The sequence below is a fragment of the Fibrella arboris genome, from assembly GCF_041321095.1.
Classification (GTDB): domain Bacteria; phylum Bacteroidota; class Bacteroidia; order Cytophagales; family Spirosomataceae; genus Fibrella; species Fibrella arboris.
Map to the genome: position 1 here is coordinate 374,507 of NZ_JBGGWE010000002.1, position 13,852 is coordinate 388,358.

The 13,852-nt window shown below is 53.5% G+C and carries 7 protein-coding genes; 2 read left to right on the plus strand and 5 right to left on the minus strand.

Features of this window, described 5'->3' with window-relative positions; translation table 11 throughout:
• Positions 1 to 6 precede the first annotated feature (6 nt).
• The 4 genes from ACAW75_RS04110 to ACAW75_RS04125 form a co-directional block, all read right to left on the minus strand.
• Positions 7 to 2,130 carry a ComEC/Rec2 family competence protein gene (locus tag ACAW75_RS04110; protein ID WP_370727405.1) on the minus strand — a complete coding sequence of 708 codons (2,124 nt, stop codon included), beginning with the start codon at positions 2,128 to 2,130 and terminating at the stop codon, positions 7 to 9.
• Between the two features lie 2 nt (positions 2,131 to 2,132).
• The gene (locus tag ACAW75_RS04115) at positions 2,133 to 2,618 is read right to left on the minus strand and encodes a GNAT family N-acetyltransferase (RefSeq protein WP_370727406.1); all 486 of its coding nucleotides are present in this window, start codon (positions 2,616 to 2,618) and stop codon (positions 2,133 to 2,135) included.
• A 21-nt stretch (positions 2,619 to 2,639) separates the two neighbouring features.
• A complete protein-coding gene (locus tag ACAW75_RS04120) occupies positions 2,640 to 3,956 on the minus strand; it encodes a T9SS type A sorting domain-containing protein (protein WP_370727407.1) in 1,317 nt (438 codons plus the stop codon).
• Positions 3,957 to 4,065: 109 nt separating this feature from the next.
• On the minus strand, positions 4,066 to 5,019 hold the full coding sequence (locus ACAW75_RS04125) for a PhoH family protein (protein ID WP_370727408.1): 954 nt from the start codon (positions 5,017 to 5,019) through the stop codon (positions 4,066 to 4,068).
• A gap of 402 nt (positions 5,020 to 5,421) precedes the next feature.
• Between ACAW75_RS04125 and dnaB the strand changes: the two genes are divergently transcribed.
• A complete protein-coding gene (gene dnaB, locus ACAW75_RS04130; protein WP_370727409.1) occupies positions 5,422 to 8,124 on the plus strand; it encodes a replicative DNA helicase in 2,703 nt (900 codons plus the stop codon).
• An 83-nt stretch (positions 8,125 to 8,207) separates the two neighbouring features.
• Complete coding sequence (locus tag ACAW75_RS04135) at positions 8,208 to 10,130, plus strand: alpha-amylase family protein (protein ID WP_370727410.1); 1,923 nt, start codon at positions 8,208 to 8,210, stop codon at positions 10,128 to 10,130.
• A gap of 84 nt (positions 10,131 to 10,214) precedes the next feature.
• Here ACAW75_RS04135 and ACAW75_RS04140 read toward each other — a convergent pair whose 3' ends face one another.
• Positions 10,215 to 13,637 carry a ThuA domain-containing protein gene (locus tag ACAW75_RS04140; protein ID WP_370727411.1) on the minus strand — a complete coding sequence of 1,141 codons (3,423 nt, stop codon included), beginning with the start codon at positions 13,635 to 13,637 and terminating at the stop codon, positions 10,215 to 10,217.
• Between the last annotated feature and the right edge of the window lie 215 nt (positions 13,638 to 13,852).

Consider the following 13,852-nt stretch of genomic DNA (forward strand, 5'->3'; position numbering starts at 1 on the left):
AGGCAGCTACCATTCGGCCGTAAATACACCATCCCGGCGAATAGCATGCACGGCCATTCCGGGTGGAGGTGTTTGGGCCAACAGGCTATCTGTAGGCTGTGCCAGGTTCGAATCGTCGAGAATGACATGACGGGCTACTACACGCCGGGTCAGCGATGCCCAATCACGCACGGCTGTTCTACGCAGAATGGCGTAGTCGACCACTTCGGGCAATCGCCAGCGCCGGTAATCGGCCAGCCGGTTGACAAATAGAATGCTGCGTCCCCGCCAAACAGCCAGTGTCATATCCGGGTAACGCCGATACGGCAGCGGACCAGGCACTGAATCGCTGCGTAGCTGACCCACCGTCAGCCTATCGATCCCCCAAAGACCCACCGTATTTTTCAGGTAGAAATCGTAATTGCGTGGGTTCATTTGCCAATCGTCATCGGTCAGCATCAGTGTATGGTGGCCTGTGGTCAGGCTGACTGCCGTTTTTCGGGGCAGGAAATGCACCGCTAATCGCTGTTGCGTGTCCTGCTGCTGGCGTTCGTCAATGACCAGCGCAGCAAAACAGAAGGCGAGCAGCACCGCCCCCTGCAGGTACGTCCTCTGTCGGGTCAGGAGTAGCTGACTACCCACCCAGATCAGCGCATAGATCAGTAACAGGACTGGTAATGACAGCCAGATATTGGTCAACGTAGCGCCGGGTAACTGACCAACGGTATCCACGCTCTGGTTCATCAGCCAGGCCGTTTTATGCAAAAGCCAGCCCAATGCGTCGCCAGCATACGGAATCCACCCAACTGCCAGTGTCGCCATTGATAAAGGCACGATCACTGCCGAGAGGACCATGACGATTGGATTCGCCAGTAGAAAATACAGGGGGAACGCATGAAAGTAATAAAGGCCCAACGGGAATGTCAGGAGTTGGGCCGCCACAGCGACAACAGACAGTTCCCAAAGCCAGACGCCTAGTTTAGAGGTAGGCCTCGCCAGCTGATTCAGATACGGTACCCACGCACCAATGCCAACCACAGCCAGATAAGACAATTGAAAACCAGCTGAAAAAGCCGCCAGAGGATCATAACACAGTATAAGTAAGGCTGAAGCGGCCAGTGTATTCATCAGACTTTGGGTCCGATTGGTCAGCCCCGATACCAGCAGGAACGAGAACATAATCGCCGAGCGCAGTACAGGGGCCGAAAAGCCGGTCATGAGGGCGTAGAACCAGAGCACGCCCAGTTTACTGCCAACTACCCACCAGCTGTTTCCTTTTCCTGGTGCTATTTGCTTTAACAGCCAACTCAACACCAGAAACAGAATGCCCACGTGCAACCCCGATACAGACAAAACATGCACGGCCCCTGCCGCCGCATACGACTGATACTGTGCCGGGTCAAGGTCATCCCGAACACCCAGTATCATCGCGTTTATCATACCGTATTCAGCTCTGGTGCCAACCTGGGTCGTTAGAACGCTATCAGCCCAACGAGTGGTCGTGTAAGCCAGCTCAACCAGTCGATTGGGTGGGTCGTACCCCACGATCGTTCGCTGCCAGGTCCGCAGGTATTGCTGATGGTAGATGCCCCGATGCGCCAGGAATCGCTTGTAATCAAATTCGCCGGGGTTCAGCGGTGCATCCACCAGCCGGGGTTGGCCAGAGACGACCCACACCTCGCCATAGGCTGGTATCGACGTAGCGTGTAGCGAGTCGCCCTTATCGAGGTAAACCAGCACGCGCCCCGCCACGTGCCTGAATGGACCGGTCTTAGTGCCCACCCGCCCTTTTCGTAACGATAGCTCAACCTTATAGGTCTTCGCCCTTTCCTCGGGCAGGTTAGTCACTACGGCTTCGTAGGCATCTGGTAACTGATCGGCATTGACCAGATGGGCTGGCTGGCGATAAGGCGACTGGAGGTAAACAGCCAGCCAACCCACTACACCAAACAACCCCAGCAGCGCAAGGCCCAGCGAAAGGTTCAGCGGCTTGATCAGCCGGCGTTCGTTCTGGTGAATGAGATAGCCAGCAACGCCCAGACAGCCGAATCCGATCACCACAGGCCACCAGAACAAGTCGGGCCATGTTTCGGCCAGTACGATACCAACCAGCAGGGCGGTAACGTACCTAAAAAATGGATAGCCCCGCATGGCTACTCGGCCGCAGGAATCTGCGGTCCAGCCATTTGTTCGCTGGGCATCCGCTTGCCGGGCAACACCATCTTGTAGTGCTGAATACCACACTCATCGAATTTCTGGCCAACCGGCACAAAGCCGAAGTCAGCGTAGAGTGGCATGGCCGATACCTGTGCGTGCAGGTAAATGCTTTCTATCGGTTCGGGCTGCTGAGCAAACACGTCGTTCAATACGGTTTGTACCAACGCTTTCCCCACGCCCTTTCCCCGGGCAGCAGCCCGTACGGCAAATCGCTCCAGCTTGATTCCTTTGCTAGTCCGGCGCCAGCGGGCCGTTCCCACGGGCTGCCCATCGAGCAGGGCCAGAAAATGATGGCTGGTCTCTTCAAATTCATCGTACTCATCTTCGGCGGCCACCTGTTGCTCGTCAACGAACACTTCCCGGCGGATGGCGAAAACGGTTTCTAAATCGGCCTTCGATTGAATGGTGGATACAGTGATCATAGCGGTGAAAGACGGAACGATCTACTGAATTAGCACGCGCTTGCTAACTGTCTCGTTCTGCGTCCTGACCCGAAAGATATAGACTCCCGCCTGTAAATCGGCAACCGGAAGGGTTATTTGTCGGCTGAGCGAGGCGGTAAACGTCTGCGTTTGGATAGTGCGTCCACGCGCGTCGATCAGTTCGGTGCTAAACGCCTGAGATCCTTTAAACTGGATGTTTACCGTGCTTTGGCTACTACTTGGGTTGGGATACACCAGCACCGTGAGTTGCTCGGTTTCGGGGAGCACGGTGTTGGACAGGATCAGCTGTAGGCGCCGGGGACTAAGTTGCAACACCGCCGACATCCGGTCACGCTGCCCGGCCGTAAACACGTTCATGCAGGCGTCGGGCGTATAATCCATGTAGTCTTCAATCAGATTTCGCGTGGTAACCCCTGGCTTGCAGGTCGAGAAAATGTCGGTGCATTTATCCGTCTCATTCAATCCCTCGATGGGCGGTGTATCGGCTACGTAATCATCACCGCAACGCGTATCGCCATTGGGGTGGATCAGCCCCAGCCAATGCCCTACTTCATGGGTAGTGGTGCGACCACAGCAGTACAGGCTGCTGGTGACGGTTCCCGTCTTACGGCCAAAATAATGATGATCGATCACCACGCCGTCGATGCGTTCGTCGGTATCACCCAGCCCCTGCAAGGTATCGGCTGCCGTTGGGAACTGACCGTAGCCGAGGTAATTCCGGTTCGAGATAGCCACTACCCAGATGTTCAGGTACCGGTTCGACGGCCAGTAGGAAATGCCTGATAGCAGGTACAGGTCGTTGAAGAGGTCGAACGAGCTTTTGGCGGCGTAATAGGTGCGCGTGATACCCGTACTTGCCTGCCCATTGGGGTCTTGTGTGGCCAGATAAAATTCAATATTAGTATCTACCGCTACCGGATTCGTTGAGGTACCACCGGGGGTTCCGGCTATTTTCCGATAATCCTCATTCAGTACCTGGATCTGCGATAGAATCTGGGCATCCGTAATGTTCGGGTTATTGGCGCCACCGATTGTACCGTTGGCCTGGTTGTGTACTACATGTACGACCACCGGGATTCGATACACGGTCGCGGCCGCTCCCCTGGCTTGTGGATTGAAGGTCGTGTAGGTACGTACCTGTTCATTCAGGGAGTTGACCTGTTGGAGCCGCCTGGGCGACTGCCGCTGCAACTGGGCCTCAATGATCGGGTTAGCGCACCTGATTTTATGGCTGTCATCATCGACCAACGTGGTTGGTGACGTACCTGACTGGCCAAATCCAGCCGTCAGCGATAGCCACAAAAAAAGGCCAGCCAAAACAGTTTTCTGTTTACCATTCACTGTCTTCTGCTGGTGTCCCAGTTCATCAGTTATCTTGTTGGCAACGCAACAGAAAACAGAAAACGGTAAACAGAAAACTCCTTTCCTACTGGCCTGCTTTTTCATATGCACTAATGATGGCTTTCACGAGCCGGTGACGCACTACGTCGCGCCCATCGAGTTCAACAAAGGCAATGCCCGGAATATCCCGCAAAATGCCAATCGACTCCGACAAGCCCGACTTCTGATGCTTCGGCAGATCGACCTGCGACCGGTCTCCCGTGATGATGGCCTTCGACGACGGCCCCATCCGGGTTAGAAACATCTTCATCTGCATGGCTGTTGTGTTTTGCGCTTCATCGAGCAGAATAAACGCATTGTTTAGCGTACGGCCACGCATGTAGGCAAGCGGTGCAATCTCTATGGTGCGGTTTTCCAGGTAATATTTGAGTTTCTCTGCCGGGATCATGTCGTCCAGGGCGTCATAGATCGGGCGCAGATAGGGGTCAATCTTTTCTTTCAGGTCGCCCGGCAAGAAACCAAGGTTTTCACCAGCTTCCACAGCAGGGCGGGTGATGATGATCTTGCGTACTTCCTTGTTTTTGAGGGCACGTACCGCAATAGCTACTGCCGTATAGGTCTTGCCCGTACCGGCGGGGCCAATGGCAAACACAAGGTCACTTTTTTCGGCCGCCTCGACCAGTTTCTTCTGGTTGGCCGTTTTGGCCCGTACCACAATGCCCTTCGTTCCGTAGACCAGCACTTCATCGTCAGACACAGGTACGCTGTTCTGGTCCGATTCGTTGCCGCCACTCAGGTACGTTTGCACATTTTCGTGTGTCAGCTTCCCATAACGCTGGTAATGCTGCATCAGCGATTCCAGAATGTCAGTGATGCGTGAGATTTCGGGCGTGGTGCCTTTAATGCGGATTTCGTTGCCCCGCGAAATGATTTTACTCATCGGAAAGGCCGCAGCCACTTCCTTGATGTTCGTGTTTTCGACGCCCAGGAAATCAATGAGGGAAACGTCGCCGTCGAGAGTGATGATTTTTTCGACCAAACTGATAAGCAGATTAAGTGAGATTACTCGTTGGAGAACAGATTTTGGTTGGCTGAATATACCGAATCGCCTTACCTACACAACACGTTTCTCAAAAAATTGGCTCACATACCCTACTACTACCGTATAATAAGCGTACAATTAAAAGGCTGAATAATCGCATACGCTGCTGTATCTTGCTGATCATCAGGGCGCTGCCCGGATCAGCCTTTTTCCGTTGCCAGGCTGCGAAAAAAATCTATTTTTGAGCAAACGTTTTTTTTGGTGACACCCAATATTTTTGGTGGCTCACCATCCCGTTTGTGATCAGTGCATTAGCTATAACAAGTTACCCGATTACACTTTTCGCACCCTTATGATGGCTTGCCTTTACCGGTAATTTCCGCCTATTTTTGTTTAACTATGGACACCAATAGCGGAGCACCCCGCCCCAATAACAACTTTCGGAAGAACACCACCAATGCGCCGGGCAACCGGCAGCAGGCGGGCATTAATCGATTCCTCGACACGGGTCTCGGCAAGCTGCCTCCGCAGGCGGTGGACCTGGAGGAAGCGGTATTAGGTGCGCTCATGATCGAGAAAGACGCGCTGTCGGCCGTTGTTGATCTGCTGAAACCCGAGACTTTTTATAAAGAGGCTCACCAGCGGGTCTATAAGGCCATCCTGACCCTGTTCTCCAATTCAGAACCCATTGATCTGCTGACGGTTACGCAACAACTGCGTAAAACCGGCGAAATTGAGCTGGTTGGTGGGGGGGGCTACATTTCTGAGTTGACCCTGCGGGTCAATTCGGCCGCTAACATTGAATACCACGCCCGGATCATCACCGAACAGGCCCTCAAACGCGGGCTGATCACGATGTCGTCGGAGATCCAGCGCGACGCCTACGAAGACACTACCGACGTCTTCACACTCCTCGACCGTACAGAGCGCGACTTATTTCAGCTAACCGAGTCGAACATCCGTAAAACCGTTTCCGACATGCGCTCCATTGTGGGTGAAGCCCTGAAGGAGATGGAGACGAAGAAGAATCAGGAAGGCCTCACGGGTGTCCCCTCCGGGTTTACGGCCCTCGACCGGCTGACGTCGGGCTGGCAGCCCACCGAACTGGTCATCATAGCGGCCAGGCCAGCGATGGGTAAGTGTCTTGGTAAAGGCACGAAAGTAGTTATGTTCGACGGGTCGCTACGCCGGGTTGAGGACGTAGTTGCCGGTGACTTGCTGATGGGGGATGATTCTACTCCCCGTCGTGTGCTGTCTATTGCCCGTGGCCGGGAGCAGATGTACTGGGTTCGTCAGAACGAAGGCACTGATTACCGAGTCAATGAAAGCCATATCCTGTCACTTAAGCGGTCACGGAACGCGGGGTCATGCACCAAGGGTGACGTATTGAACATTTCTGTACGGGACTACCTCCCAAAATCAGAGACATTTAAAAGTAACTACAAAGGCTATAAGGTTGCCGTCGAGTTTCCGGAGCAGGCCGTTGCTCTTGACCCTTACGTTGTTGGCTTATGGCTGGGCGACGGTCACAGCTACAGTTCCAGAATCACGAATGTCGATTCGGAGGTAGTTGAGTACATGCAGTCCTACACCGACTCGTTGAACCTGTCTTTGGTTACCTACCAGCAAGCAGGCAAGGCGCCAAACCATGCCATTACTGCCGGGCAACGGGGCGGGACGCATTCAGGCGCCCAGCCAACCACATTCAGTATCCAGGGCGAGTTGCGTAAACTGACGGTCCTTGAGAACAAGCATATACCCAGAACGTACCTGATCAACTCAACCAGGAACAGGCTAAACTTACTAGCAGGGCTAATCGACAGTGATGGGCATTATCAACGGGAATTTGACTGTTACGAAATCACGCAGAAGCGTAAAGAGCTAGCCGAACAGGTTAAATTTCTGTGTGATTCGCTTGGTTTTAAGTGCTCATTGAAAGAAAAACAGGCTTCAATTTCAACGAGTGGGTATACGTCCACTGTTTATAGGCTTCGCCTTTTTGGCAATCTGGACAGCATACCCGTGCGCATTGAACGCAAGAAAGCTCGTCCGCTACGAGCCCGTGCAGATTGGCGAGTTACCGGCATTTCGGTCGAAAAGGACATTGTTGATGAGTACTACGGCTTCACCATCGACGGGAATCATTTGTTCCTGCTCGAAGACATGACCGTGACGCACAACACTGCTTTTATTGTGTCAGCGATGCGGAATGCGGCGGTTGATCACGGTCGGCCGGTCGCGATTTTCTCCTTGGAGATGTCGTCGGTACAGCTCGTGAATCGTCTGATTGCGTCGGAAGCGGAGATTGACTCAGAGAAGATCCGGAAAGGGCAACTGGCTCCGCACGAGTGGCAACAATTGCACCACAAGATCCAGCGCCTTACTGAAGCCCCGATCTATATTGACGACACGCCCGCCCTGTCTATTCTGGAGCTCCGCGCCAAATGTCGTCGACTGAAAGCACAACACGATATACAGATGGTGGTGATCGACTACCTTCAGTTGATGAGTGGTGATAACAGCAAAGGCAGCAACCGTGAACAGGAAATTGCGTCGATTTCCCGAGCGCTGAAAAACCTGGCTAAAGAGCTGAACGTACCGGTGATTGCCCTGTCGCAGTTGAGCCGGGCTGTGGAGACACGGGGCGGTGATAAGAAACCACAGCTGTCCGATCTGCGGGAATCGGGTTCCATCGAGCAGGATGCCGACATGGTAATGTTCCTGTACCGCCCTGAATACTACAATATTACGCAGGACGAAGCCGGCAACTCGACCTTGGGCGTTGGTGAAGTAATTGTAGCCAAAAACCGGTCAGGTTCGCTGGATACGATCCAGCTTCGCTTCATTAACCGGTTCACCAAGTTCTGCGACCTCGACGGCTATTTCACGCCAGTACCCGGCTCGTTCCCCGAAGGCGTTTCGGGTATGAGCAGTTTCGATGGATCAGGTACGTCGGGAATGCCAGGGTCAATACCACCGCCGGGAACAATGCCCCCGCTTCCACCGACGCCAGGCGTATCCACCCCGGGTACGTTGCGGAGCCGGGCAAACGACCTCTCGAACTTTGGTAATGCTGACCCAGGTCAGGAAACACCATTTTAGGCATCTATTAACAGCTATAACCAAAGTCCAGGGTCTCACTCTGGGCTTTTTTTGTAGCTTACTATCTATTATTACCAGATCCTATGCCCTCCTCTACTTCTCCTACCTTTTCGCGACGGACTTTTACCACGGGGCTGGCCGCCCTGGGTTTGCTGCATCAGCCTGTTGCCCAGGCGATGTCTATCCTTTTGGATGTCGGCACCCCGGTTGCGCCATCAGACAAGTTGATTGTCTATCAGCTATTTACAAGACTTTTCGGCAACCAGCAGACTACCAATAAGCCTTGGGGGAGCCTGGCCGAAAACGGAGTTGGTAAGTTCAACGACATTACGGATAAAGCCCTTCAGGAGATCAAAAAGCTGGGTGTTTCGCATGTCTGGTACACCGGCGTCATTGAGCACGCTACCATGACGGGCTATTCATCGCTGGGTATTGCTACCGATAATCCGCAGGTTGTTAAAGGCCGCGCCGGATCGCCCTATGCCATCAAAGATTATTACGACGTAGACCCTGACCTGGCCGTTGATGTCAGGAACCGGATGGCTGAGTTTGAGGCCCTGGTAAAACGATCACATGCCAACGGTCTGAAGGTACTTATCGACTTTGTGCCGAATCACCTGGCCCGGCAATACAGTTCCGATGCAAAGCCCGAGGGGGTTCAGGATCTGGGGGAGACGGATGACGCAACGAAAGCCTTTGATCCACAGAACAATTTTTATTACCTGCCCGACGAAGCGTTCAAGGTACCAGCAGGTACGTTGGTGCCCGAAGGAACAATTGCCCCCGACTACGACGAAAATCCAGCGAAGGCGACCGGGAATGATGTGTTCAAGGCCCAGCCCGATATAAACGACTGGTACGAAACGATCAAGTTGAACTACGGCGTCGATTACCAGCACGATCGCAAAACGTATTTTGAGCCAGCCGCAACCGATGCGTCGGGCCGGGCAGACCGTCCGAATACGTGGACCAAAATGCGGGACATTCTGCTGTTCTGGGCGGGTAAAGGCGTCGACGGTTTTCGGTGCGACATGGCCGAAATGGTGCCCGTCGAATTCTGGGGCTGGGTAATTCCGCAAATCAAGGCAAGCCGAACAAGCCTTACTCCGCCAGCAACCGCAGTTGCTTCGTCAAAACCTACTGCCAAAACGACGGCTCCAAAAGCAGCCGTGGTAGCTCCGGCTCCTATCGTATTCATTGCCGAGATCTACAATCCTGACCAGTACGCTAATTATATCGAAACAGGCAAGTTTGATTACCTCTACGATAAAGTGGGCCTGTATGACGCGGTTCGGGCATTGATGGAAGGTAAAGGAAGCCCGATTGCCATCTCGCGGGTTTGTCAGGGCGAGTCGGGTACGATGGGCAGGCACATGCTTCGCTTTCTGGAAAATCACGACGAACAGCGTATTGCCTCACGGTTCTTTGCCAATGACCCGTGGATGGCAGTACCCGCCATGACCCTGTCGGCCACATTGCATACGGGGCCCATGATGGTCTACTTCGGGCAGGAAGTGGGTGTCAATCCGAAGCAGGCGGAAGGTTTTCAGGGTGATGACGGCCGAACGACCATTTTCGATTACTGGGGTGTACCTGAATTTCAGGCCTGGACAAACGGCGGCGCTTTCGACGGCAGAAAACTAACTGCCGATCAGAAGAAGCTACGGCAGTTTTACCTTCAGTTGGGTCAGCTCGTCACCGGCAGCGACGCTATTCAGACCGGCGCGTTTTATGACCTGCAGCAGTATGGAAAACCCGAACGGCTATTCAGCTACCTGCGCTATTCGGCCAAACAGAAACTACTGATTGTTTGCAACTTCGACCGGAAAGAAACGATTCGTACCCAGCTACAAATCCCAGCCGATGTGTGGAAAGCGATGAAAGTGGTCCAGAAAAAGACATACACCTACCGCGATATTTTCCAGACAAAAACGACATTCGCGGCAGGTACAACTGTTCCGGTAACGGTGCCGCCACTTGGCGTATTGGTCTTGTCAATTGGCTAGGTACATTCCTGATTGCTTTTAGTTCATAAAAAAGCGGCCATCCCTTTTTGGGGAATGGCCGCTTTTTGTTAACTGTATCGGCAGCTACATACCGCTCTGTTGTACCGTAAGATCATCAACGGCCATCAGTGGTTTGTTGGCGCTCTCGGGGTTCACAAACACCAGATAGAGTTTATGCATACCCGACGTCGGGTTTTTGAACGGGATATTCACGGGTCCCGACGTACCTACCGAAACATCGGCATCACCGAGCAAGGGGCCTGTTGGCGAATCGGCACGTACCTCAACTTTACCGCCTGCCGACCGCTCAGCCCGTGCAGTTACCGAAGCACTCAGACCTGAAATCCCCGTCAGGTCGATATCAGTATAGGCCAGGTAGCTACCGCTCTTCGTGGCAATGGCAACCTCACTGCCGGTCGGCATTTTGAAGGTCGAGATATCCTTCTTCTCATCGTAGTTCACCGCTTTGAATGTCGGGCTACGAAGCGCTACCGATTTAACCTGCGTTAACGGACCGATCGGTCCGTTACCCCGGTCGGTGTACGTGGCCGTCAGAATATATGAACCATCTTTGGTATGACCCTGCGTCATGTAGTTACCTTGAAGTGGGTGTTTCTCGGCTACCTTCGTATCAGCCAACGACTGGATATAGCGAACCATATCTTCGGCTTCTTCAATCTTTAGCTGAGGGTGGGCACTCATGGCCTGTTCGCCCCAAACACCGCCGCCACCACTGATGATCTTCTGGGCCAGCGCACGTACCCGCGTAGCACTTCTGTACTTTTTGGCCACGTCGATGTAAGCTGGCCCGATCGATTTCCGGTCAATGGCGTGGCACGACTTACAGTCGTTCAGTTCGATCAGCCGTTTGCCAGCGCTAAAACCAAGATTGGCCTGGTGCCCCTGGGCCAGCATCGTTTTATCGAAGCCTTCTACATAATTGATCGTCATCGTAACATCTTCCGGGTTGATGCCTTTTGCCAGGGTACCATCTTCCTTATCGGCTACGGCTGTCTGATAAGCAATTGGCTGTTTCGGGAAGAAGAACGTTTTGTTACCCTTAACGGCCAGGTCGACCTTCGGCATATCGTTACCCACTTTAACAGTGATCGTCTGCGTGGCTTTATTACCAGCGGCATCGGTCACGGTGAGCGTTGGCGTGTAGATCCCCGGTTTGCTGAACGTCATGGTCGGGTTGGCCTGTGTGCTGCGTGCCATTCCTTTGCCGAAGTCCCAGCTATAGGTAAGCGCATCGCCATCATAGTCCATGGTTCCCTTTGTTGAGAAAACGACAGCAAGGGGGGCAGCTCCTACCAGCTTATTGGCCGAAGCCACGGCAACAGGCCTGCGGTTACCAGCGTTGTAAGTGATGCGCGACAAGCGGGCGTCGTCATTGGCCGCAAACCAGTTTTGGCCATATTCAAGGGTATATAGGCTACCATCTGGTGCAAACTGCATGTCGATCACGTGCGAGAACTTCATGTTAGGTGCGAACCGCTCCATTTTCACAAAGTCCCCTTCCGGGGTCATCGTAACCGGGTTGATCCAGTCGCGCATCCAGTCGTAGGCAAAGAACTTCCCGTCGTAGGCACGGGGAAATTTCACCTTCGAATCGGCGGCGTAATCAGCATAATAATAGACGGGACCACCCATTGCGTTACGCCCACCCTTGCCAACGATTGCTCCGAACTCGGGGGAGTCGGCATAGGGATAGTAGATGAATGCCTTCTGAGCGGGAGGTAATTCATTCAGGCCTGTGTTGTGCGGCGAGTTGTTTATGGGTTTAGCAGCATCGTAGGCCATGCCCATCGATGTGCTGTCTTTAAAATTGAAGACCTCATACGCTCTGTTATCGGCTACGAACATGGGCCAGCCAAAGAATCCGGCCTTACGGGCCTGGTTCATTTCGTCGTGGCCGCGAGGCCCGCGCTTTGCCCGGTTTTCGCCAGCATCCGGCCCAACTTCACCCCAGTAGAGGAAGCCGGTGCGCTGATCGACCGAAATCCGGTATGGATTCCGGTTACCCATCACGTAGATCTCGGGACGAGCCTTAGGGTTTCCTGTACCAAACAGATTGCCTTCCGGAATGGTATAGCCACCGTTGCCGTCGGGCTTGATACGCAGGATCTTTCCGCGCAGATCATTTGTGTTCGATGAGGTGCTCAGCGCATCCCAGCCCTGACGGCCTTCCCGATTGTCGGAAGGCGAATAGCCATCGGAGTTGAATGGGTTGGTATCATCACCAGTCGACAGGTATAAGTTCCCTTTCCGATCCCAGGCGATGGATCCACCGGTATGGCAGCATCCTGTCCGTTTTACAGGTACGCGGAGCAGGACCTTCTCCGTATTCATCACCAGTGTATCGCGTGCATCATCGTATGTGAACTGCGACAGGTGTTGGGCGGTATCGGCGCCAAACAAGGCGGCATCGGGCGAATAATACAGGAACAGCCGTTTGTTGGCGGCGAAGTTCGGATCCATATTCACGCCCATCAACCCGTACTCGAACTTGGTATAGACCGGCATACGGGCCACAACCTTGGTTTTCTTTGTGGCCGGGTTATACAGTTTCAGCATCCCCTTCCGCTCGCCGAACAGGATTTTACCGCCCGGCAAAACAACCAGTTCAGTGGGTTCGTCAAGGCTGCTGACCAGCACTTCCCGCTCGAACCTGTTTTCTTCAGGCGCTGGCATCGATCGGGCTTTAGCATAATCCAGGCTGGGAGCCATCACGGATTGCAGGCCACCCAACAGGTGCTTCAGAAAAACCGGATTGGCATAGGTTTCATCGGGGTGACCGAAATTGGTATAAAAGGCTTTGCCCCCGTCGTAATCATGGTACCAGGCCATCGGGTGATCATCGCCCATCTTGCCATCCTTATACGACTTCTCGTCTATCTTAACGAGTACATTCAACGCTGGATTGACATTCTTGAAGTCGTAAAACTCGTCTTTGATCTTCCAGCGGTCAGGAAAACCAAACATCGACGCGTGGTTTTTATTCACAACATAGGCCTCGCCCTCCTGCACGTTCGGGTTACCCGGATGCGACCTGAACTGCGCCCCTGCCAGCTTGGTATACCAGGGCCAGTCGTATTCGGTATCCGTCGCCGCATGGATACCAACGTACCCACCACCCGCCTGGATGTATCGTTCAAAATTAACCTGCTGAGCGTCGTTCAACACGTCGCCGGTTGTGCTCAGGAACACGACCGCATTGTAGCGTTTCAGATTGGCTTCGGTAAACTTGCCGGCATCTTCGGTGGTATCAACCGCAAAGCCATTCTGCTTGCCAAGCTCCATCAGGGTACGTTGCCCGGTTGGGATAGACTGATGCCGAAATCCTTTCGTACTGGAAAAGACAAGCACCCGTTTTGCCGCTGGCGCTTGCGCCATGGCCAGATTGCCTGGTGTATATACCGCCGCAAGCAGGCCGCTAAAGACGGCGAGGGTACGCCCAACTCGGCGCGTACCAGTTAGGCGCTGGTGAAGAGAAGTGTTAAACATGAAGATGAATTCGATCTTTAGTTATCAAAGGCGTTTAGCCCAAAAAACTATTCACTTTTGATCAATATGCTGCAATACGTTACTATTAAGTCAAAATATGTTACTATTTAAACTTGACTGGCTGGCGATCAGGCCATCCGGCAAACGAGCGGGTAGCTGTGTCGAACCACAAAGCCGCCACGATGATAGTCAGCCTCTGCTGCTATTATCGTGGT